Origin of the sequence: Streptomyces sp. LaBMicrA B280 (assembly GCF_049222185.1) — a bacterium.
Classification (GTDB): Bacteria; Actinomycetota; Actinomycetes; order Streptomycetales; family Streptomycetaceae; genus Streptomyces; species Streptomyces murinus.
This window is the reverse complement of sequence record NZ_JBMJCT010000017.1, coordinates 1-20,120: the sequence shown is the minus strand read 5'-3', so window position 1 is coordinate 20,120 and position 20,120 is coordinate 1. Positions and strand designations below refer to the sequence as shown.

The 20,120-nt window shown below is 71.6% G+C and carries 21 protein-coding genes and 1 tRNA gene; 9 read left to right on the top strand and 13 right to left on the bottom strand.

The window, feature by feature from the left end:
- Window positions 1-11: 11 nt before the first annotated feature.
- The gene (locus ACLF5H_RS16830; protein WP_421676884.1) at window positions 12-569 is read left to right on the top strand and encodes a SigE family RNA polymerase sigma factor; all 558 of its coding nucleotides are present in this window, start codon (window positions 12-14) and stop codon (window positions 567-569) included.
- The gene (locus ACLF5H_RS16825; protein ID WP_421676883.1) at window positions 566-1,327 is read left to right on the top strand and encodes a hypothetical protein; all 762 of its coding nucleotides are present in this window, start codon (window positions 566-568) and stop codon (window positions 1,325-1,327) included. The genes ACLF5H_RS16830 and ACLF5H_RS16825 overlap by 4 nt, the downstream gene beginning before the upstream one ends.
- 141 nt (window positions 1,328-1,468) lie before the next feature.
- On the opposite strand, the gene ACLF5H_RS16820 is transcribed toward ACLF5H_RS16825, so the two are convergent.
- Window positions 1,469-1,550 (bottom strand) — tRNA-Tyr (locus tag ACLF5H_RS16820).
- Between the two features lie 224 nt (window positions 1,551-1,774).
- On the opposite strand from ACLF5H_RS16820, the gene ACLF5H_RS16815 reads away from it, so the two are divergent.
- Entirely contained in the window at window positions 1,775-2,263 is a 489-nt protein-coding gene (locus ACLF5H_RS16815; RefSeq protein ID WP_085566096.1) for a YajQ family cyclic di-GMP-binding protein, read from the top strand.
- A gap of 73 nt (window positions 2,264-2,336) precedes the next feature.
- Here ACLF5H_RS16815 and ACLF5H_RS16810 read toward each other — a convergent pair whose 3' ends face one another.
- Window positions 2,337-2,606, bottom strand: coding sequence for a GlsB/YeaQ/YmgE family stress response membrane protein (locus tag ACLF5H_RS16810; protein WP_421676882.1), 270 nt, complete (start codon window positions 2,604-2,606; stop codon window positions 2,337-2,339).
- A gap of 271 nt (window positions 2,607-2,877) precedes the next feature.
- Between ACLF5H_RS16810 and ACLF5H_RS16805 the strand changes: the two genes are divergently transcribed.
- Window positions 2,878-3,279 (top strand): YccF domain-containing protein, encoded by a 402-nt coding sequence (locus ACLF5H_RS16805; RefSeq protein WP_361676718.1) that lies wholly within the window; start codon window positions 2,878-2,880, stop codon window positions 3,277-3,279.
- A gap of 122 nt (window positions 3,280-3,401) precedes the next feature.
- Complete coding sequence (locus ACLF5H_RS16800) at window positions 3,402-3,959, top strand: DoxX family protein (protein ID WP_421676881.1); 558 nt, start codon at window positions 3,402-3,404, stop codon at window positions 3,957-3,959.
- A gap of 93 nt (window positions 3,960-4,052) precedes the next feature.
- On the opposite strand, the gene htpX is transcribed toward ACLF5H_RS16800, so the two are convergent.
- The 11 genes from htpX to ndhC form a co-directional block, all read right to left on the bottom strand.
- Complete coding sequence (gene htpX, locus ACLF5H_RS16795) at window positions 4,053-4,916, bottom strand: zinc metalloprotease HtpX (protein WP_037663326.1); 864 nt, start codon at window positions 4,914-4,916, stop codon at window positions 4,053-4,055.
- A 227-nt stretch (window positions 4,917-5,143) separates the two neighbouring features.
- Window positions 5,144-6,790, bottom strand: a complete 1,647-nt coding sequence (locus tag ACLF5H_RS16790) for an NADH-quinone oxidoreductase subunit N (protein WP_421676880.1) — start codon at window positions 6,788-6,790, stop codon at window positions 5,144-5,146.
- A complete protein-coding gene (locus ACLF5H_RS16785) occupies window positions 6,787-8,361 on the bottom strand; it encodes an NADH-quinone oxidoreductase subunit M (RefSeq protein ID WP_421676879.1) in 1,575 nt (524 codons plus the stop codon). Before ACLF5H_RS16785 ends, ACLF5H_RS16790 begins: the two co-directional genes overlap by 4 nt.
- Before the next feature lie 6 nt (window positions 8,362-8,367).
- Window positions 8,368-10,362, bottom strand: a complete 1,995-nt coding sequence (locus ACLF5H_RS16780) for an NADH-quinone oxidoreductase subunit L (RefSeq protein WP_421676878.1) — start codon at window positions 10,360-10,362, stop codon at window positions 8,368-8,370.
- The gene (gene nuoK / locus ACLF5H_RS16775; protein ID WP_421676877.1) at window positions 10,359-10,733 is read right to left on the bottom strand and encodes an NADH-quinone oxidoreductase subunit NuoK; all 375 of its coding nucleotides are present in this window, start codon (window positions 10,731-10,733) and stop codon (window positions 10,359-10,361) included. The genes ACLF5H_RS16780 and nuoK overlap by 4 nt, the downstream gene beginning before the upstream one ends.
- Entirely contained in the window at window positions 10,733-11,380 is a 648-nt protein-coding gene (locus ACLF5H_RS16770; protein WP_421676876.1) for an NADH-quinone oxidoreductase subunit J, read from the bottom strand. Before ACLF5H_RS16770 ends, nuoK begins: the two co-directional genes overlap by 1 nt.
- Complete coding sequence (locus ACLF5H_RS16765) at window positions 11,377-11,970, bottom strand: NuoI/complex I 23 kDa subunit family protein (protein ID WP_421676875.1); 594 nt, start codon at window positions 11,968-11,970, stop codon at window positions 11,377-11,379. The genes ACLF5H_RS16770 and ACLF5H_RS16765 overlap by 4 nt, the downstream gene beginning before the upstream one ends.
- The gene (locus ACLF5H_RS16760; RefSeq protein ID WP_421676874.1) at window positions 11,970-12,938 is read right to left on the bottom strand and encodes a complex I subunit 1/NuoH family protein; all 969 of its coding nucleotides are present in this window, start codon (window positions 12,936-12,938) and stop codon (window positions 11,970-11,972) included. The genes ACLF5H_RS16765 and ACLF5H_RS16760 overlap by 1 nt, the downstream gene beginning before the upstream one ends.
- Window positions 12,935-14,440, bottom strand: coding sequence for an NADH-quinone oxidoreductase subunit C (locus ACLF5H_RS16755; protein ID WP_421676873.1), 1,506 nt, complete (start codon window positions 14,438-14,440; stop codon window positions 12,935-12,937). Before ACLF5H_RS16755 ends, ACLF5H_RS16760 begins: the two co-directional genes overlap by 4 nt.
- Window positions 14,437-15,039, bottom strand: coding sequence for an NADH-quinone oxidoreductase subunit B (locus ACLF5H_RS16750; protein ID WP_421676872.1), 603 nt, complete (start codon window positions 15,037-15,039; stop codon window positions 14,437-14,439). The genes ACLF5H_RS16755 and ACLF5H_RS16750 overlap by 4 nt, the downstream gene beginning before the upstream one ends.
- On the bottom strand, window positions 15,030-15,536 hold the full coding sequence (gene ndhC / locus ACLF5H_RS16745; RefSeq protein ID WP_421676871.1) for an NADH-quinone oxidoreductase subunit A: 507 nt from the start codon (window positions 15,534-15,536) through the stop codon (window positions 15,030-15,032). Before ndhC ends, ACLF5H_RS16750 begins: the two co-directional genes overlap by 10 nt.
- Window positions 15,537-15,725: 189 nt before the next feature.
- Between ndhC and ACLF5H_RS16740 the strand changes: the two genes are divergently transcribed.
- The 4 genes from ACLF5H_RS16740 to ACLF5H_RS16725 form a co-directional block, all read left to right on the top strand.
- Window positions 15,726-16,970, top strand: coding sequence for a sensor histidine kinase (locus tag ACLF5H_RS16740; RefSeq protein ID WP_421676870.1), 1,245 nt, complete (start codon window positions 15,726-15,728; stop codon window positions 16,968-16,970).
- A gap of 157 nt (window positions 16,971-17,127) precedes the next feature.
- Window positions 17,128-18,501: a sensor histidine kinase gene (locus tag ACLF5H_RS16735; protein WP_421676869.1), complete on the top strand. Its 1,374-nt coding sequence runs from the start codon at window positions 17,128-17,130 to the stop codon at window positions 18,499-18,501.
- Between the two features lie 209 nt (window positions 18,502-18,710).
- Window positions 18,711-19,370 (top strand): LuxR C-terminal-related transcriptional regulator, encoded by a 660-nt coding sequence (locus tag ACLF5H_RS16730; protein WP_421676944.1) that lies wholly within the window; start codon window positions 18,711-18,713, stop codon window positions 19,368-19,370.
- Between the two features lie 273 nt (window positions 19,371-19,643).
- The coding region (locus ACLF5H_RS16725; RefSeq protein WP_421676868.1) for a 2-oxoacid:acceptor oxidoreductase family protein at window positions 19,644-20,120 on the top strand (477 nt) is incomplete at its 3' end.

Sequence of the window (20,120 nt, the reverse complement as noted above, 5' to 3'; positions counted from 1 at the left end):
CACCTCCTGCTGTGCAGCCAAGTGACCGCAAGGCCGCGAACAGCGGGCCGGACGCGGAGTTCACCCGGTTCGTCGCCGCCCGTTGGCGGGCCCTGACCCATACCGCGTACCTGCTCACCGGCGACTTCCACGAGGCGGAGGACCTGGTGCAGACGACGCTGGCGAAGGTGTACCCGCACTGGCGGCGACTGGACCCGGAGCGCGCCGAACACTATGTGCGCCGCGCCCTGGTGAACACCAACCGCAGCCGGTACCGCCGTCGCAGGATCACCCATCTCCTTCTCCCGTCGCTGCCCGACACCGGTCCCGTCCACGACGACGGGGCCGGTGCCGGCGGCGTGGACGTGTACGACGCCCTGGCGCGCGAACTCGCCGACCTGCCCGAGCGGCAGCGGGCGGTGGTGGTGCTGCGCTATTGCGAGGACCTGTCCGTCGAGGAGGTCGCGGACGTCCTCGGCTGTTCGGTCGGCACGGTGAAGAGCCAGGCGTCGCGGGCGCTGGCCAAGCTGCGCAGCCGGTCGTCCCTCACCCGCACCTACCCGGCCAGCCGCCCCGCAGAGGCACGATGACTCCAGACCACGGCCAAGAAGACTGGGCACGGGCGGCCTTCGCCCGCTCGCGCGAGGCGTACCCCTCGTCCCCGGCGCCCGTCGACCGGATCCTGACCGCCGCCCGCGCCCGCCGGAGACGCCGCCGTGCCGCGGCCGCCGCGGCGAGTGCCGCCTGTGTCGTCGGCATCGGCCTGTCGGTCGCGTTCCTCAGGCCGCCCCAGCCCGGTGCCGTCGCCCCCGCGCGCCTGCCCGCACCCCCCGCGAGTTCCCCCTCCACCCCGGCTCCGAGCACGGTCACCGTCCGGGTGGGCGACGGGACGGCGGACGGGAAGCGCTGGTCGGTGGCGCTGGAATTCCACCCGGCCCCGCCCAAGGGCTACGTCCCGCCCCCGCACAACGACTCCGGTACGTCCCTGCTGTGCCAGCGCATGTACATCGGCGGCGTCCGCATCGACCACCAGGGCGGCCCCTGGTCCGACTGCCAGCCCGTCACCGGCACCAACGACCCCGGCCCCGCAGGCGAGATGGGCCTCTGGGGCCTCCACGACAAGGGGTTGGACGGCAGCCGCCTCATGGTCGCCAACCCCGAACCCGACATCGCCTACGGTCTGATCACCCTCACCGACGGCCACCGGATCAAAGCCACGACGGTCACGGTCCCCGGCACCGGCTACCGCGCCTGGGCCGCAGCCATCCCCGACGGACGGACCATCGCCGCCGTCGACCAGTACGACAACCACCACCACCGGCTCACCCACGACACCAACTGGCACTGACCGCGTAGGCGACTCAAGAGCCAGGCCGGCCAGGGGGCCTCCGTAGGCCCTTCACCGTTTCACCGGACCGAATGGGATCCGACAACGAGAAACCCCCTCTGATCAGATAATCAACCTGATCAGAGGGGGTTTCCCTTACTGTGGCGGCGCCAGGATTCGAACCTGGGAAGGCTGAGCCGGCAGATTTACAGTCTGCTCCCTTTGGCCGCTCGGGCACACCGCCAAGTTTGCCGCCAATCGAACCCGCTTTCGGCGGTGTTCCCTGGCAACGACGTAAACAATACCCGATCCACGGGGGTGCTTCGCCACCCGGTTGATCTCCAGCCCTCGGGTCCCGGGGTGGCTAGGCTGGTGCGGATGCGGCCCGGCAGGATGCCGGGCCCGGCGGCCGCCGCCGCGCACGCCGGCACGCACCGACACGCACCCCGATACAAGGAGCCACAGGACATGGCCGACTCCAGTTTCGACATCGTCTCGAAGGTCGAGCGGCAGGAGGTCGACAACGCCCTCAACCAGGCCGCCAAGGAGATCTCCCAGCGCTACGACTTCAAGGGCGTCGGCGCCTCGATCGCGTGGTCCGGGGAGAAGATCCTCATGGAGGCGAACTCCGAGGAGCGGGTGAAGGCCGTCCTCGACGTCTTCCAGTCCAAGCTGATCAAGCGGGGCATCTCGCTGAAGGCGCTGGACGCGGGTGAGCCCCAGCTGTCCGGCAAGGAGTACAAGATCTTCGCCTCCATCGAGGAGGGCATCTCCCAGGACAACGCCAAGAAGGTGGCGAAGATCATCCGTGACGAGGGCCCCAAGGGCATCAAGGCCCAGGTCCAGGGCGACGAGCTGCGCGTCAGCTCCAAGAGCCGCGACGACCTCCAGGCCGTGATCGCCCTCCTGAAGGGCAAGGACTTCGACTTCGCGCTCCAGTTCGTGAACTACCGGTAGGCACCGGGAGCGGAACGGAGAGAAGGGTGGGGCCCCTGCGGGCGCCCACCCTTCCGTGCTGTCGGGGCAGTGCTCAGCTGCGGCGGGAGTTGCCGAAGACCAGCCGGTAGGCGATCAGCAGCACCAGCGAACCACCGATGGCCGCGACCCAGGTGGCACCGTCGAAGAAGTGCTTGCTGACCGGGTGGTCGAGCCAACGGGACGAGACCCAGCCACCGACGAACGCGCCCAGGATGCCGATGACGGTCGTGCCCAGGAGGCCGCCGGGGTCGCGCCCCGGCAGCAGGAACTTGGCTATGGCTCCGGCCAGCAGCCCCAGAATGATCCAAGCGATGATGCCCATAGCGCCAACCCTGCCCTTTCGCGCCCGGTGCGCACAGCCTCGTTCGTGAGATCTTGGTGAGGATGAGCGGTTGGCCGAGCGCACGTTCGTGCCGTCTTGGTGAACAGGACGCCGGCAAACCTCCCCCTGGTTGCCGTCACCGGGTCGGGGGTTCGTCCCGGATCGTTCCCGATCTCGCCACAGGGGCACTCCGGTACTGCTCGACGAGTGTGACCGGCTGATACTTGTGACAGCAGGGAAGCCCGGCGCAGTGACCTGAGAGGTGCCGATCATGAAGGTGTTCAACCTGCTGCTCAACATCCTGTGGCTGCTCTTCTGCGGCATCTGGCTGTCGATCGGCTATCTGATCGCCGCGCTGATCTGTTTCATCCTGATCATCACGATCCCGTTCGGCATCGCCTCGCTGCGTATCGCCGGGTTCGTGCTGTGGCCGTTCGGCCGGACCGCCGTGGAGCGGCCGGGCGCCGGTACCGGATCGGTCGTCGGCAACGTCATCTGGGTGATCTTCGCGGGCTGGTGGCTCGCCCTGGAGCACCTGATCACCAGCATCCCGCTGTTCCTGTCGATCATCGGGATCCCCTTCGGCTGGGCCAACCTGAAGCTCATCCCGATCTCGCTGATGCCGCTGGGCCGCGAAATCGTCCGCACGGACCAGGGGTTCGGCAGCCGCTGATCGATGTGCGGGGGCGCCGTACCTCCGCAATCATCGCTACAGGGGCGGTGACGACGGGGGCACAGACGCCTGTCCAGGCCTGGGGGAAGCGCACCATCCCGGCATCCGTACGGAGTTCTCAGATGCCCAGGAACCACATCGGCCCGACGACCGCCACCGCACCGTCGTCCACCCGGCAGGGGACCGGCCATCTGGGGGTGAGCGCGGCGGACTGCGGGCTGCTGCTGCTCCGGCTGACCTTCGGGCTGTTTCTCGCGGGACACGGGGCCCAGAAGCTCTTCGGACTCTTCGGCGGGCAGGGGCTCGCGGCCACCGGCAAGGGGTTCGAGTCGCTCGGCTACCGTCCCGGCAAGCTCTTCGCCGCGATCGGCGGCCTCTCCGAGTTCCTCGGCGGCCTCGGCCTCGCCGCCGGGCTGCTCGTGCCGCTCGCGGCCGCCGCGATCGTGGGCGTGATGATCAACGCCATGGTCACCGTGAGCGCCGCCCACGGGGTGTGGGTGGACAAGGGCGGGGTGGAGTACAACATCTGCATCGCCGTCGTGGCCCTCGCCGTCGCGGCCATCGGGCCCGGCCGGCTCGCCCTGGACCGCTTCTTCCGGTGGGGGACGGGCGGCTGGCCCCAGGCCGCCTTCGCCCTGGTGCTCGGGGGCGTGGGAGCGGCGCTCGCGCTGGCCCTGTGAGGGGCGGCCGGGTGAAAGCCCACCAGCCGGACGAAGGCCGTACCAGCCGGGTGTGAAAGCCCTACCGGCCGGACGAAGGCCGTACCGCCAGCCTCACAGCCTGCGGCCCGCCATGCCCTCCAGGCGCTGGATCCGCTCCGCCATCGGCGGGTGCGTGGAGAACATCTTCGACAGCCCCTGCCCCGGGCGGAACGGGTTCGCGATCATCATGTGGCTCGCGGTCTCGATCCGCGGCTCGGGCGGCAGCGGCAGCTGCTGGGTGCCGATCTCCAGCTTGCGCAGGGCGCTCGCGAGGGCCAGGGGGTCGCCGGTGAGCTGGGCGCCGGAGGCATCCGCCTCGTACTCCCGGGAGCGGCTGATGGCCAGCTGGATCAGCGTGGCGGCGAGCGGGCCCAGGATCATGATCAGGAGCATGCCGAGCAGGCCGGGACCCTCGTCGTCGTCCGAACGGCCGATCGGGATCAGCCAGGCGAAGTTCACCAGGAACATGATCACCGAGGCGAGCGCGCCGGCCACCGAGGAGATGAGGATGTCCCGGTTGTAGACATGGCTCAGTTCGTGCCCGATGACGCCGCGCAGCTCGCGCTCGTCCAGCAGGCGCATGATGCCCTCGGTGCAGCACACCGCCGCATTGCGTGGGTTACGGCCCGTGGCGAAGGCGTTCGGGGCCTCGGTCGGGGAGATGTAGAGCCGGGGCATGGGCTGGCGGGCCTGCGTGGAGAGCTCGCGGACCATGCGGTACAGCGCCGGGGCCTCGAACTCGCTCACCGGGCGGGCCCGCATCGCGCGCAGGGCCAGCTTGTCGCTGTTCCAGTACGCGTACGCGTTCGTGCCGAGGGCGATCAGGACGGCCACGATCAGCCCGGTGCGGCCGAAGAAGCCGCCGATGATGATGATGAGCGCCGACAGCCCCCCGAGGAGTACTGCGGTCCTGAGCCCGTTGTGCCGGCGGTGCACCGTACGCCCTCCAAGTGGTACTGCGGGGAACCCTTCGGTCCAGTCCCTCGGTCCAGTGGACCCTTTCGCTCTGGTCAACGCCAGGCGGCGGTCACAAGTTCCCAGGTGGGCGGGGGCGGGCGCGGCGGCCGTACGAGTGAAGGGGGTTCCGGGCGTGCTCGCGCGGGCCCGGTGGGCCGTGCTGGAGAAGGGCGGTGGGCCGCCTCGGAGGAGCCCGCAGGCCGCCCTCAGAAGAGCCCGGTGGCCGCGAACCGCAGTACCAGTTGGGGTGCTCCGGACAGGGCGACGCCCGCCACTCCGGCGAGGGCGATCGCGGCCGTCAGCGGGGCCGGGATCCGGTGCCGCGCGGTCTCGCCCTCCGGAGCGCGGAACAGCAGGGCCGTCCACTGGAGGTAGTAGAAGAGGGCGATCACCACGTTGACGGCCATGACCACCGCGAGCCAGCCGAGGCCCGCGCCGACGGCCGCCGAGAACACGGTGACCTTGGCGAACAGGCCGATGATCCCCGGCGGCAGGCCCGCAAGGCAGAGCAGGAAGAAGGCCATCAGGAGGGCCGTCACGGGGTTGGTGGCGTACAGGCCCCGGTAGTCGGAGATCCGGTTTCCGGCGCGGCCGCGGCCCACCACGGCGGCGACCGCGAACGCGCCGAGGTTCACGGCGGCGTACATGAGGGCGTACGCGACGGTCGAACCGATCGCCTGCTGCGCGTCCTTGGCGTACCCGGCCGCCGCGATCGGCACGAGGAGGTAGCCGGCCTGGCCGACGGAGGACCAGGCGAGCAGGCGTACGGCGCTGCGGGCGCGGGTGGCCCGCTGGCGCAGCGCGCCGACGTTGCCGACCGTCATGGTGAGGGCGGCCAGGACGGCGAGCGCGGGCCCCCAGACGTCGGCGTACGACGGGAACGCCACCACGGTGACGAGGATGAGGCCGGAGAAGCCGACCGCCTTGCCGACGACCGACAGGTAGGCGGCGACGGGCAGCGGCGCGCCCACATAGGTGTCGGGCACCCAGAAGTGGAAGGGCACGGCGGCCGTCTTGAAGGCGAAGCCGATCAGAGTGAGGACGACGCCGGTCTGGGCCAGGGTGTGCAGCTGGCCGGGGGTGTCCGGAAGTCGTTGCGCCACCTGGGTGAGGTAGAGGGTTCCGGTGGACGCGTAGACGAAGCTGACGCCCATCAGGCTGACCGCGGTGGCGGTGACCGAGGACAGGAAGAACTTCAGCGCGGCCTCGGCGGAGCGCTTGTCTCCGTACCGGATGCCGACGAGCGCGAAGGCGGGCAGGGAGGCGACCTCCAGGGCCACGATCAGGGTGGCCAGGTCGCGGGCGGCGGGCAGCAGGGCGGCACCGGCCGTGGCGGAGAGCAGCAGGAACCAGAACTCACCGGGCGGGACACGCCGCCGGTCGTCGTCCAGGGTGGTGATCGACAGCAGGGCCGCGAGCAGGGCGCCGCCGAGGACCAGGAGCTGGATGACGAGGGTGAAGTGGTCGGCGGTGTAGCTGCACGCGCGCGGGGCGCCGGTGCCGGATCCGGTGCCGCTGCCGGTGCCCGTGCCCGTGCCGGTCAGGCAGAAGGTGGCGCGGTCGCCGTCCAGGAGCGGCAGCAGCATCAGCGCGGCGGCGGCGAGTCCGGCGACCGAGATCCAGCCGAGGACGTTCTTGCGGGACTCGGGCAGGAAGAGGTCGGCGACGAGCACGCCGAGCGCCACGACGGCGGCGACCAGGGGCGGGGCGACGGCGAGCCAGTCGACGGACTGGACCAGCGACGCGGCGGACGCGGCCAGGGGATGTCCGAGCGGCTGGGCGAGGTGGTGGACCAGCGGCGCGGCGGAGGTGGCGGTCTCGGCGAGCGGCTGGGCGAAGGGCTGGGCGCTCATCGGGTGCCTCCTGCGAGCAGCTGGTGCACGGCCGGGTCGGTCAGGCCGAGCAGGGCCCGCGGCCAGAGTCCGGCGACGACGGTCAGGGCGACGAGCGGGGTCCAGGCGGCGAACTCGTACCCCTGGACGTCGGCGAGCTTCGGGACCTCGCGCTCGGCACCGCCCATGCAGACCCGGCGGACCACGATCAGCATGTACGCGGCCGTCAGCAGGGTGCCGAACGCGCCGATCGCCATGAAGGTGAGGAAGGCGGGGCGGCTGAGGTCCGCCGCGGGTTTGAACGCGCCGAACAGAGAGAGCATCTCGCCCCAGAACCCGGCGAGTCCGGGCAGCCCGAGGGAGGCCACGGCACCGAAGGCGAGCAGCCCGCCGAGGCGGGGCGCCTTGCCGTACAGGGCGAGTCCGGTCCCCTCGGCGAGGGCGTCGAGGTCGGTGCTGCCGGTGCGCTCCTTGAGGGCGCCGACCAGGAAGAACAGCAGGCCGGTGATGAGGCCGTGGGCGATGTTGGCGAACAGGGCGCCGTTCACGCCGGTCGGAGTCATGGTGGCGATGCCGAGGAGGACGAAGCCCATGTGGCCGACGGAGGAGTAGGCGATCAGCCGCTTGAGGTCGCCCTTCGCGCCCCGCCTGGCCAGCGCCAGGCAGGCCAGGGACCCGTAGATGATCCCGACCACGGCGAAGGCGGCGAGGTAGGGCGCGAAGGTGTGGAAGCCGTGCGGCGCGACCGGCAGCAGGATCCGGACGAACCCGTACGTACCCATCTTCAGCAGGACACCGGCCAGCAGCACCGAGCCGACGGTCGGCGCGGAGGTGTGGGCGTCGGGCAGCCAGCTGTGCAGCGGCCACATCGGGGTCTTGACCGCGAGCCCGAGTCCGATCGCCAGAACGGCGATGACCTGCACGGACGCGGTCAGCGACCGGCCGTTGTCAGTGGCGAGTGCCACCATGTCGAACGTGCCCGCCTTGATTCCGATCAGGAGCAGGCCGAGCAGCATGACGACGGAGCCGAGCAGCGTGAACAGGATGAACTTCCACGCGGCCCGGGTCCGCCCCGCGCCGCCCCAGCGGGCGATGAGGAAGTACATCGGGATCAGCACGGTCTCGAACGCGAGGAAGAACAGCAGCAGATCGAGCACGGCGAAGGTCGCGAGCGTGCCGGTCTCCAGCAGGAGCAACAGGGCGACGAACGCCTTCGGGGACGGGCCCGCGGGCGGCTTGAAGTAGGAGTACAGCGCGCACAGGAAGGTCAGCAGCGCGGTCAGTACGACGAGGGGGAGGGAAATGCCGTCGATGCCGAGGTGGATCCGCACGTCGAGCGCGGGGATCCAGCTGATGTCGGTCGTGGCCTGCATCCTCGACGGATGGTGGTGGTCGAAGCCGAGCGCGAGCAGGATCGCGGCGGCCAGGATCACCCCGGTCACGGTGACACCGTGGCGCAGCACGGACTGCTCGGGCGACTTCCCCTTCAGTCCGGGCGGGGCCGGCAGGAGGGCGGCGACGGCGCCGATGAGCGGGCCGACGACGATCAATGCGAGAAGGACCCGCATCACGGACTCGTTGATATCGATCACGCCTGCTCACGCTCCCGTGGCGACGAGGACGACGGCGACCGCCAGGACGACGGTGCCGGCGAGCAGCGCGCTCACATAGGTCTGCACATTGCCGGTCTGGGCGCGGCGTACGGCGGCCCCGAGCAACCGGGGCAGCGCGCCGGCGGCGCCGACGTAGGTGTCCACGACCTCGCGGTCGAGGAAGCGGACGAGGCTCGCCGCGGCCAGTACCGGGCGGACGAACAGCGCCGCGTAGACGGCGTCGAGGTGGAAGCCGACGGCCGCGTGCCGGTGCAGCGGGCCGAGCAGCGCCCGCCCGGGGTCCGCCGGGTCGGGGGCGTAGGCGATGTCGCCGTAGGCCGGGGTGTGGCTGGCGATGGCCTCGGCCTCGACCCGTCCCGCGTCGCCCTCGGGGTGGGCGGCGACCGCGCCGAGCGGGAGGCTGACGAGGCTTCGGGTGGTGCGCTGCCAGACGCCGTAGGTGAGGAGGGCGCCGACCACGGCGAGTCCGGTGCCGAGGATGGAGGTGAGCGGGGTCGGGGTCAGGGAGGTGCCGTCGAACCAGCCAGGCAGCGCGCGGTAGGCGAGCCCGCCGAAGGCCAGTGAGGGCACCGCGAGGACCCAGAGGACCACGGTCATGGTCAGCGGCTGGCGGCCGTAGTCGGGGGCCTCGGCGCCCCGGCCGTGGAAGGCCAGCAGCCACAGCCGGGTGGCGTAGGCGGCGGTCAGTACGGCGGTCACCAGACCGGCGACGAGGACGAGCCAGCCGGCCGCGCCGGGCACGTGCGCGGTGTCCCCGTGGGCCGCGCGTTCGGCGGCGCCGAGGACGGACTCCTTGGAGAAGAAGCCGCTGAAGGGCGGGATCGCGGCCAGCGCGAGCAGGGCCACGGTCATCGTCCAGTAGGCGTCCGGTACCCGCTCGCGCAGGCCGCGCATGCGGGACATGGCGGCCAGCGAGTTGGTGCCGGCGGCGTGGATGACCACACCGGCGGCGAGGAACAGCAGCGCCTTGAAGGCGCCGTGGGACAGGAGGTGGAAGACGGCGGCACCGCGGTCGCCGACGGCGAGGGCACCGGTCATGTAGCCGAGCTGGCCGATGGTCGAGTAGGCGAGGACGCGTTTGATGTCGTCCTGGGCGAGCGCGGCGAGGCCGGAGCCGGCCATGGTGACGGCGGCCAGCACGGCCAGGACCAGCATCGCGGCCCCGGACGCCTCGAACACCGGGAGGAGACGGGCGACGAAGTAGACACCGGCGGCGACCATGGTGGCGGCGTGGATCAGCGCCGAGACCGGCGTCGGGCCGGCCATGGCGTCCGGGAGCCAGGTGTGCAGCGGGAACTGCGCCGACTTGCCGGCCACGCCCGCGAGCAGCAGCAGCGCGACCAGGGTCGGATGGTGCAGGCCGCCGCTCGCGACCGCCCCGAGGACGCGGGTGATGCGGAAGGAGCCGGCGTCGGTGGCGAGCGCGAACAGGCCGATCAGGAACGGCACATCGCCGAGCTTGGTGACCAGGAACGCCTTCAGGGAGGCGGCGCGGGCCTCGGGGGTCTCCCAGTAGTGGCCGACCAGGAAGTAGGAGCAGATGCCCATGACCTCCCAGCCGACCAGCAGCACGATCAGGTCGCCGGAGTAGACGACGAGCAGCATCGCGGAGGTGAACAGGGAGACGAGAGCGGCGTACGAGGGGTAGCGGGGGTCGTCGCGCAGATAGCCGGTGGAGTAGATCTGCACGCAGGTCGCGACGAAGGCGACCAGGATCGCGACGAGCGCGGCGAAGCCGTCGATGTGCAGGGCCAGTTCGACGGGCACCGAGCCGGTGGGGGTCAGCTCCGTGTGCGCGTCCAGGGCCGCTCCGCCGCCCTGGCGGACGGCGACCAGCGCGGCCAGCACCAGTGCGGCCAGCGGCGGCAGCACCGCGAGCGGGCGCACGAAGCCGGGCGCGGTGCGGCCGAGCAGCAGTCCGGCGGCGGCGCCGAGGAACGGCAGGAGGGGGACGAGTACGGCGAGGGTGGTCGTGGTCACGCGGTGGCCTCGGTCTTCTGTGCCGCGTCGGCACCCGGTTCCGCGTCGCCCCGGCCTTCGGCGGTGTCGCGGAGCTTGTCGATGTCGGAGGTGCCGCGGTTGCGGTACACGGCGAGCACGATCGCGAGGCCGATGCCGATCTCGGCGGCGGCGACGGCGATGGTGAACAGGGTCAGCGCCTGGCCGGAGTGCAGGGTGTCGCGGGCGGCGCGGCTGAGCCAGACGTCGAAGGCGACCAGGTTGAGGTTGACGGCGTTGAGCATCAGCTCGACCGACATCAGGACCAGGATCGCGTTGCGGCGGGCGAGGACGCCGTACAGGCCGGTGCAGAAGAGGAGGGCGGAGAGTACGGCGGGGTAGACGAGGTGCATCAGCGGGCGCCGTCCTTCTGGGCGGGGACGGGTGCCGGCGTACGGGCTTCCGGCTCGTCAGCGGCGTCGGCCTTGGCCTTGCGGGACAGGACGATCGCGCCGACCAGGGCCGCGAGGAGCAGCACGGACAGGGCCTCGAAGGGCAGCACCCAGTACCGGAACAGGGTCGCGCCGGTGACATGGGTGGTGCCTGCGGCCGGTCCGGTCAGGTCGATCCACGTCGTACGGAAGGCGTCGGTGACCACCCACACCAGGGCGACGGCGGCGGCGATCGCGACGGCGAGGGCGGCCCAGCGGTTGCCGGAGTCGGCGTCCGGGGAGCGGCCGATGGGGGCCCTGGTGAGCATCAGCCCGAACAGGAGGAGTACGACGACGGAACCGACGTAGATCAGGACCTGCACCCAGGCGATGAACTCGGCCGTGAGCAGCAGGTACTCCACGGCGAGGCCGCCGAGCGCGACCACCAGCCACAGGGCGGCGTGCACCAGTTGGCGGGTGGTGACGGTGATCAGCGCGGCGCCGAAGGTGACCAGGCCGACGAGGAGGAAGGCGATCTCGACGCCGGTCGGGGAGAGGAAGCCGTGCGGGGCGGCGGCGAGAGGCCCGTGCGGGGCGGCGGCGAGGCTCAGGGCGGGGGCGGGGCTCATGCGTCGCCCTCCTCGGGGTGGGTCCGCGCGGCCTCGGCCTGCGCGGCGGCGGCCTGCTTCTCGGCGCTCTTGCGGGCGGCGGCGATCTCCTTCGGCTCCTCCGCGCCCGGGTCGAGCGCGGGCGGGGCCGGTACGGTCCACATCCACTCGCGGAGCTTGTCGCGCTCATGGGTGAGTTCGTGGATGTCGGTCTCGGCGTACTCGAACTCCGGGGACCAGAACAGCGCGTCGAAGGGGCAGACCTCGATGCAGATGCCGCAGTACATGCACAGGGAGAAGTCGATGGCGAACCGGTCGAGGACGTTGCGGCTGCGCTCACGGCCGCCGGGGGCGGCGGGCGGGACCGTCTCCTTGTGGGAGTCGATGTAGATGCACCAGTCGGGGCACTCACGGGCGCACAGCATGCAGACCGTGCAGTTCTCCTCGAACAGGCCGATCACGCCCCGGGTGCGGGGCGGCAGTTCGGGCAGGGTGTCCGGGTACTGCTCGGTGCCGTGCTTGCGCGTCATCGTGCGCAGGGTGACGGCGAGGCCCTTGGCGAGGCCGGAGCCGGGGATGCGGGGCCGGGAGGGCGGGGGCGACGCGGCCATCAGGAGATCACCACCTTGACGATGCCGGTGAGGGCGATCTGGGCGAGGGAGAGGGGCACGAGGAGGGTCCAGGACAGCTTCTGGAGCTGGTCCTCGCGCAGCCGCGGGTAGGTGACGCGCAGCCAGATGACGAGGAAGGCGAGGATCGCGGCCTTCAGCAGCGTCCAGACCCAGCCGAGCCCGTCGGCGCCCCAGGGGCCGTGCCAGCCGCCCAGGAAGAGCACGGTGGTCAGGCCGCACAGCACGACGATGCCGGCGTACTCGGCGAGCAGGAACAGGGCGAAGCGCAGCCCGGTGTACTCGGTGTACGCGCCGAAGATGATCTCCGAGTCGGCGACGGGCATGTCGAACGGCGGGCGTTGCAGTTCGGCGAGTCCGGCGACGAAGAAGACGACCGCGCCGATGAGCTGCCAGGGCAGCCACCACCAGTGGAAGGCGTGCAGGATGCCCGGCAGCGAGACGGTGCCGGCCGCCATCGCGACGGAGGCCGCGGCGAGCAGCATCGGCAGTTCGTAGGCCAGCAGCTGGGCGGCGGTGCGCAGGCCGCCGAGCAGGGAGAACTTGTTGGCGCTTGCCCAGCCCGCCATGAGCGAGCCGAGCACGCCGACGCCCATCACCGCGAGCGCGAAGAACACGCCCGCGTCCAGGGCCTGTCCGACGGCTCCCTCGCTCGGTCCGATCGGGATGACGAGCAGGACGAGCAGGTACGGCAGCAGGGCGACGGCGGGCGCGAGCTGGAAGACCCGGCGGTCGGCCTGCGCCGGGACCACGTCCTCCTTCTGCGCGAACTTCACGCCGTCGGCGACCAATTGGGCCCACCCGTGGAACCCGCCCGCGTACATCGGCCCGAGCCGCCCCTGCATATGGGCCATCACCTTGTGCTCGGTCTGTCCCACGACCAGCGGGAGGACGAGGAAGACGACGAACACGGCCACGAGCCGCAGGGCGACGTCGAGTGCGCCGTTCACTGCGGGCCTCCTGGGGGGTCGGTCGGGGGGGATTCGGGGTTCGGGTCGGGGGCGGGGGCTGGGGCTGGGGTGGAGTCCGGGGGCGGTTCCGGGCTCGGTTTCGGGGTGGGTTCCGGGGTGGGTTCCGGGTCGGACGAGGTTTCGTCGGACGGGGGCTCGTCAGAGGGGGATTCGCCGGACCGGGACCGCGGGGCGGTCGGTTCCGACGGCTGATCGGCTTCCGGGGACGTGGACCGCTCCGACGCTTCGGGCCGCTCAAGCGCCTCGGGGGCGGGCTGCGGCTCAGGGGCGGGCTGCGGCTCGGCGGCCTGTTCGGGCTCGTCGAAGGCCGGGCGGGCGTGGTGCCACGGGGCGTCGGAGCCGCGCGGGGTCGTACCGCGGGCGGAACGGTCGGCGGCGGCTTCCTTCGGTCCCGTGGGCCGCTCCGTCGGCTCGGTGGCCGGGGGCTCCGGGGAGCGCTGCGAGGCCGAGCCCTCCGAGGCACTGCGGCCACGACGGGGACGGGCGGGCGGCGTGGCCTCGGCCGCGGCTCCCTCCGGCGTCGCCCGCGAGGCATCGGCCGCGCCCGTCTGACTCGCCGAACCCTCGCTCGCGCTCCGCATCCTGCGCGGCCGGGCCGGCGCACCGGCGGTGGCGTCCGCCTGGGCACTCCCCTCCCCCGACACCTGCCCCGCCGGACCCTGGCTTGTGGAACCCTGACCAGCCGACACCTGACCAGCCGAGTCCTGACCAGCCGAGTCCTGACCAGCCGAGTCCTGATCGGCCGAACTCTGACTCGCCGACCCCTCGCCCACGCTCCGCATCCTGCGCGGGCGCGCCGGGGCGGCGCCCTCCGTCGTGCTCGGCTGACCGGCCGAGCCCTCCGCCGCGGTGCGGGTGCGTCGTATCGGACGGTCTCCGGCGGCGCGGGCCGGGCGGGCCGGGGCGGCGGGGAGTTGACCCTTGAGGGGGCCCCACTCGTTGGGGTCCGGGACGCCGGGCGGGAGCATCTGGCGGCGCTTGGGGCCCCCGTGCTCGGACTCGCCGGGCTCCTTCGCGCCGGGCCATGCCTTGGCGACACGGGCGGCGAGGACGAAGTCCTTGCGCAGCGGATGCCCCTCGAAGTTCTCGGGGAGGAGCAGGTGTTCGAGCCCCGGGTGGCCCTCGAAGGTCACCCCGAACATTTCGTGCGTCTCGCGTTCGTGCCAGGCGGCGCCGGCGTACACCCCGACGGCGGTCGGCAGCACCGGCGCCGAGTGCGGCACCGTCGTACGGACGAGGAGGCGGCGGACCGGGTTCAGGGCCACGACGTGGGCGGACACCTGGAAGCCGGTGCCCGGTTCGTCGACCGCGCTGAGCCAGTCGAAATAAGTGCAGGTCAGCGTCGTACGGGCGGTCTCGAGCGCGGTGAGCCAGGCGGATGGCGGGACGTCCACCGTCAGGACCTCGTACGACTCCTCGGCCACCGCCTCCGCGCCGAACAGTTCTTCGACGGGGGCGGGCAGCCAGCCGGTCGTGCTCATCGCGCGCCCTCCTCGCCGGACGGGACGGGCGGCCGTACCAGACCGCTCTGGAGCGCGGCCGCGGACGGCCGGGCGCCACCGTGGCCGTAGCGCTCCGTCAGTGACTCGGCCGCGATCTTCTCCTGGAGCTTGAGGATGCCCTGGAGCAGCGCCTCGGGGCGCGGCGGGCAGCCGGGCACGTAGACGTCCACGGGGATGATCTGGTCGACGCCCTTGGTGACGGAGTACGAGTCCCAGTAGGGGCCGCCGCAGTTGGAGCAGGCGCCGAAGGAGATGACGTACTTCGGCTCGGGCATCTGTTCGTACAGTCGTTTGACCGCAGGGGCCATCTTGTCCGTGACCGTGCCCGAGACCACCATCAGGTCGGCCTGGCGGGGTCCCGGCGCGAAGGGGATGACGCCGAGCCGGATGAAGTCGTGCCGGGCCATCGACGCGGCGATGAACTCGATCGCGCAGCAGGCGAGGCCGAAGTTGAAGACCCAGAGCGAGTAGCGGCGGCCCCAGTTGAGGACCACCTTCATGGGCTCGGGCGCCAGCCTGGCCAGCGCGCCCAGCCGCTTGGGCTCGGGGAGGAGTACGGGGTCCGGGGTCACGTCCATGCCAGGACACCCTTCTTGTATGCGTACAGCAGGCCGACGGCGAGGAAGCCGAGGAAGACGAACATCTCCACGAGGGTCGTCGCGCCGAAGCCGGGGGCGGCGAAGACCGTCGCCCAGGGGAACAGGAAGACGGAGTCGACCGCGAAGATCACGTACAGGAAGGCGTAGACGTAGTAGCGGACCTGGGTGTGGGCCCAGCCCTCGCCGACGGGGTCGACGCCGCACTCGTAGGTCAGGAGTTTTTCCGGGGTGGGCACTACGGGGCGCAGCAGCCGTCCGGCGCCGAACGCGACCGCGACGAACAGCACGCCGACGACGGCGAGCAGCCCCACGGCCGAGTAGGACCGGAAATAACCGGCCCCGGTGACGACATGCCCCGCCCCGGTGACAACACGTCCCGCCCCGGTGACGACATGTCCGGCCGCGGTGACGACATGTCCGGCCGCGGTGACGACGTGTGTCGCGGTGATGGTCGAGTCCCCCAGCGTCTCCCGCACCGTCCGTCCCTCACTCCCTGACCTCATGACCTGTACGCACGGGAGTCTAGGCCCTGATAAAGAAGCGGTAAGCAGGCAGTCACGCCCCGAGACGCCCCCGGGAAGGCACGGGGGTGGGGTTTTCCCCCGTGAGCGGAGGGCGGTGTACCGCATGGCGCGGAAGGTGCCGCATTCGGCAGGCTGTCCGGTATGACCGCTCCCAGCTCCGCCGCCGGCCCACACGACGGCCCTGATCGGCACGACGGCCCCGACCGGCCCGGTATATCCGGTCGGCCCGACGGCACCGTCGGCACCGACGGCTTCCCGCCTCCGAGGCCGGCCTACGCCATCCACACCTGGAAGGAGATCGCGCACCTTCTGCTGAACCTGCCGACCACGGTGTTCGGCTTCGTCTACGCGATCACCGTGCTGTCCGTCGGCGGCGGCCTCGCCGTGACCGTGGTCGGCCTGCCGCTGCTGGCGCTGTCCCTGATGGGCGCCCGGCAGCTGGGGAAGCTGGAGCGGGCGCGGGCCAGGGCGCTGCTCGGGGTCCGGGTGGAGGAGCCGTCGCCGCTGCCGCTCGCCCGCGGCGGTGGCATGCTCCAGCGGGCGTGGATGGCGCTGAAGGACCCGGTGGGCTGGCGCACTCTGCTGTACGAAGTGATCCGGCTGCCCTGGGGCATCCTCACCTTCTGCACGGTGCTGACCTCGCTGTTCGTGCTGTGGCCCCTGCTGCCCTACCTCGCCCGGGGACTGGCGAACGTGGACCGGGCGATGGTGCGCGCCCTGCTCTCCCCCTCCGACGAACTGGAGCGCCGGATAGCGGAGCTGGAGTCGGACCGCGGTGTCGTGGTGGACACGGCCGCCGCCGACCTGCGCCGCATCGAGCGCGATCTGCACGACGGAGCGCAGGCCCGGCTGGTCAATCTGGCCATGGGTCTCGGCCTGGCCAAGGAGAAGCTGCTGGAGGACCCGGACACGGCGGCGGAGATGGTGGCGGAGGCGCACGGCGAGGTGAAGCTGGCCCTCCAGGAGCTGCGCGACCTGGCCCGGGGCATCCACCCGGCGGTGCTCACGGACCGCGGCCTGGACGCCGCCCTGTCCTCGGTCGCCGCGCGCTGCACGGTGCCGGTCAAGGTGACCGTGGACCTCGCGGACCGCCCCGCCGCGGCCATCGAGGGCATCGCCTACTTCACCGTCTCCGAGCTGCTCCAGAACGTCAGCAAGCACAGCGCGGCACGCTCCGCGTCGGTGGACGTGTGGCGGACCGCGGACCGGCTGCTGATCCAGGTCCACGACGACGGCCGGGGCGGCGCCGTCCTGGACGGCGGCACCGGGATGCGGGGTCTTGCGGACCGGCTGGGCGCGGTGGACGGCCTGTTCGTGGTCGACTCCCCGGTCGGCGGTCCGACGGAGGTCACGGCCGAACTGCCGTGGCGGGACCGGGAGAAGTAGCCGCGCGGGACGGCCGGTGACACCCGCGGGCCGACCGGGGGTGGGGAAAACCCCCGGTCCAGGACGCCGACGGACTCCATGGTCCCGAGGGCCTTGGCACACGACTCTTGAGGTACGGCTGAACCGCCGCCTGGACGAGGAGAACGGGACGACATCGATGGCCACTCAGTACGGACACAGTGGGTACGGCCAGGGTTACGACACCGGCGACGACGAGGGTCGGTACGGATACGGCCCGCGCCCCGGCCGCCGCCCCCGGCTCCCCGCCGCGCTGCGGGCGCCGTTCGAGGGCCGTACCTGGCGGGAGCTGGGTTATGTCCTGTTGAGCCTGCCGGTCTCGATCGTGCTGTTCACCTGGACGGTGACGATGGTGTCGCTGGGCGCGGGCCTGCTGGTGACCTTCCTCGGTGTCCCCGTCCTCGCGGCGGCGCTGGCCGGCTCCCGGGGCTTCGGCGCGCTGGAGCGGGTGCGGGCGCGGGCGCTGCTGGGGGTGGACGTGCCCAGCCCTGAGCCGCTGCGGGTGACCAAGCCGGGCGCGCTGGCCTGGGTGGGCGCGGTCCTCAAGAGCGGCGCCTCCTGGCGGAGCCTGCTGTACTCCCTGGTCCAGTTCCCCTGGGCGATCTTCACCTTCACGGTCACGGTGACCCTGTGGATGCTGAGCCTGACCGCGCTGACCTACCCCCTGTGGTTCTGGGTCTTCCCGACGTACGTGGGGGAGAGCGGCCTTCAGCTGTACGGCGACGAACACCACCGCATCTATCTGGACAGCCCCTTCGAGATCACCGTGACCGCGCTGGTCGGGCTGCTGTTCACACTGGCCACGCCCTGGCTGGTGCGCGCCCTGACGACGGTGGACGGGCTGCTGGTGCGCGGGCTGCTCGGCCCCTCCCTGCTGTCGGAGCGGGTCGTGGAGCTGGAGTCGGACCGGGGCGTCGTGGTGGACACGGCCGCCGCCGACCTGCGCCGCATCGAGCGCGATCTGCACGACGGGGCGCAGGCCCGGCTGGTCGGTCTGGCGATGGACCTGGGGCTGGCGAAGGAGAAGATGCGGGAGGACCCGCAGGCGGCGGCGCGCATGGTGGAGGACGCGCACGGCGAGGTGAAGACGGCGCTCCAGGAGCTGCGTGATCTGGCCCGGGGCATCCACCCGGCGGTGCTGACCGACCGAGGTCTGGACGCGGCCCTGTCGGCGGTGGCGGCCCGGTGCACGGTGCCGGTCCGGGTGGAGGTCGACCTGCCGTTCCGTCCGGCGCCGGCCATCGAGGGCATCGCCTACTTCACGGTCTGCGAGCTGCTCCAGAACGTCGCCAAGCACAGCGGGGCACGCTCCGCCTCGGTCGATGTGTGGCGGTCGGAGGACCGGCTGATGCTCCAGGTCACCGACGACGGGGTGGGCGGCGCGGACGCCTCCGCCGGGTCGGGCCTCGCGGGTCTCAGGGGCCGACTGGACGCGGTGGACGGCATCCTGCTGGTGGACTCCCCCGCGGGCGGTCCGACCCGGGTCATAGCGGAACTTCCCTGGCGCGGCTGACCGACGGCCGACCAGCAGCCGACCACCAGCCAGCCAACAGCCAACTAGCGTCTGACCAGCGGATATACCGGCACTCGACCCAGTTATCCACAGGGCATCACACGCTGTGTGCCGATTCCTGGAATGCTTGGCCTCGTACGAAGGCGCGTCCCTGACGGGCGTCGCCACGGGACCGCGCATGACGGGGGCGAAAGATCGTGGAGGACAGGGTGCGGGTGGTCATCGCCGAGGACTCGGTGCTGCTCCGGGAGGGTCTGACCCGGCTGCTGACCGACCGGGGACACGAGGTGGTGGCCGGGGTCGGGGACGCGGAGGCGCTGGTGAAGACCATCGCCGATCTGGCCGGTACGGGCGCGCTGCCCGATGTGGTGGTGGCGGATGTGCGGATGCCGCCGACGCACACGGACGAGGGGGTGCGGGCGGCCGTGGCCCTGCGCAAGGCGCATCCGGGGCTCGGGGTGCTGGTGCTGTCGCAGTACGTGGAGGAGCGGTACGCCACCGAGCTGCTGGCCGGTTCCACCCGGGGCGTGGGCTATCTGCTCAAGGACCGGGTGGCGGACATCCGGGAGTTCGTGGACGCGGTGGTGCGGGTCGCCGAGGGCGGTACGGCGCTGGACCCGGAGGTGGTCACGCAGCTGCTGGGCCGCAGCCGCAAGCAGGATGTGCTGGCCCGGCTCACCCCGCGCGAGCGCGAGGTGCTGGCGCTGATGGCGGAGGGGCGCACGAATTCGGCGATCGCCCGGCAACTGGTCGTCAGCGACGGCGCGGTGGAGAAGCACGTCAGCAACATCTTCCTCAAGCTCGGGCTGTCGCCGAGCGACGGGGACCACCGGCGGGTGCTCGCGGTGCTCACCTATCTGAAGTCCTGATCGGACGCCCTCGGGGAGCGGCGGGCGGGACCCGGCGTCAGGGGTGTGTCAGAGGATGCGGCTTCCGTGGGAATGAGGGGTGCCCGGCAGGAGAGCGGAGCGGACAACCGGGGAAGGAAGCCCTGACATGTCAGCGCTACACGCCGTCTCGAAACGTCATCCGAATCTTCGAATGACCACGGGAAGGCGACCCTAACCGACGTAGGGTTGATCCTGGGATGGTCCGTGGGACGACCACGCCCCGGACAGCCGCCTCGAAGGAGGTCCAGTTCAGTGACCAGCCAGGTCAGCAGCCCAACGGAGCAGGCCGACGGATCAGTCGTCGGGGAGCAGCGCAAACCGGGCGGGGCGAAGGACGTGCGCCGCCTGGACCGGGTGATCATCCGGTTCGCGGGGGACTCGGGTGATGGCATGCAGCTCACCGGTGACCGGTTCACCTCGGAGACCGCTTCCTTCGGCAACGACCTCTCCACCCTGCCGAACTTCCCGGCCGAGATCCGCGCCCCCGCAGGCACCCTGCCGGGCGTCTCGTCCTTTCAGCTGCACTTCGCCGACCACGACATCCTCACCCCGGGTGACGCTCCGAACGTCCTCGTCGCGATGAACCCCGCCGCGCTGAAGGCGAACATCGGTGATCTGCCGCGTGGCGCCGAGATCATCGTGGACACGGACGAGTTCACCAAGCGGGCCCTTCAGAAGGTGGGTTACGACGCCTCGCCGCTGGAGGACGGCTCGCTCGACGCCTACGGC

What these genes read in the sequence shown, in the direction of transcription:
- ACLF5H_RS16825 (WP_421676883.1), top strand. Translation starts at nt 566, where the DNA reads ATGACTCCAGACCACGGCCAAGAAGACTGGGCACGGGCGGCCTTCGCC.
- ACLF5H_RS16815 (WP_085566096.1), top strand. Translation starts at nt 1,775, where the DNA reads ATGGCCGACTCCAGTTTCGACATCGTCTCGAAGGTCGAGCGGCAGGAG.
- ACLF5H_RS16810 (WP_421676882.1), bottom strand. Translation starts at nt 2,606, where the DNA reads ATGGGCATCATCGCTTGGATCATTCTGGGGCTGCTGGCCGGAGCCATA.
- ACLF5H_RS16805 (WP_361676718.1), top strand. Translation starts at nt 2,878, where the DNA reads ATGAAGGTGTTCAACCTGCTGCTCAACATCCTGTGGCTGCTCTTCTGC.
- ACLF5H_RS16800 (WP_421676881.1), top strand. Translation starts at nt 3,402, where the DNA reads ATGCCCAGGAACCACATCGGCCCGACGACCGCCACCGCACCGTCGTCC.
- ACLF5H_RS16790 (WP_421676880.1), bottom strand. Translation starts at nt 6,790, where the DNA reads ATGAGCGCCCAGCCCTTCGCCCAGCCGCTCGCCGAGACCGCCACCTCC.
- nuoK (WP_421676877.1), bottom strand. Translation starts at nt 10,733, where the DNA reads ATGCACCTCGTCTACCCCGCCGTACTCTCCGCCCTCCTCTTCTGCACC.
- ACLF5H_RS16770 (WP_421676876.1), bottom strand. Translation starts at nt 11,380, where the DNA reads ATGAGCCCCGCCCCCGCCCTGAGCCTCGCCGCCGCCCCGCACGGGCCT.
- ACLF5H_RS16765 (WP_421676875.1), bottom strand. Translation starts at nt 11,970, where the DNA reads ATGGCCGCGTCGCCCCCGCCCTCCCGGCCCCGCATCCCCGGCTCCGGC.
- ACLF5H_RS16755 (WP_421676873.1), bottom strand. Translation starts at nt 14,440, where the DNA reads ATGAGCACGACCGGCTGGCTGCCCGCCCCCGTCGAAGAACTGTTCGGC.
- ACLF5H_RS16750 (WP_421676872.1), bottom strand. Translation starts at nt 15,039, where the DNA reads ATGGACGTGACCCCGGACCCCGTACTCCTCCCCGAGCCCAAGCGGCTG.
- ACLF5H_RS16740 (WP_421676870.1), top strand. Translation starts at nt 15,726, where the DNA reads ATGACCGCTCCCAGCTCCGCCGCCGGCCCACACGACGGCCCTGATCGG.
- ACLF5H_RS16735 (WP_421676869.1), top strand. Translation starts at nt 17,128, where the DNA reads ATGGCCACTCAGTACGGACACAGTGGGTACGGCCAGGGTTACGACACC.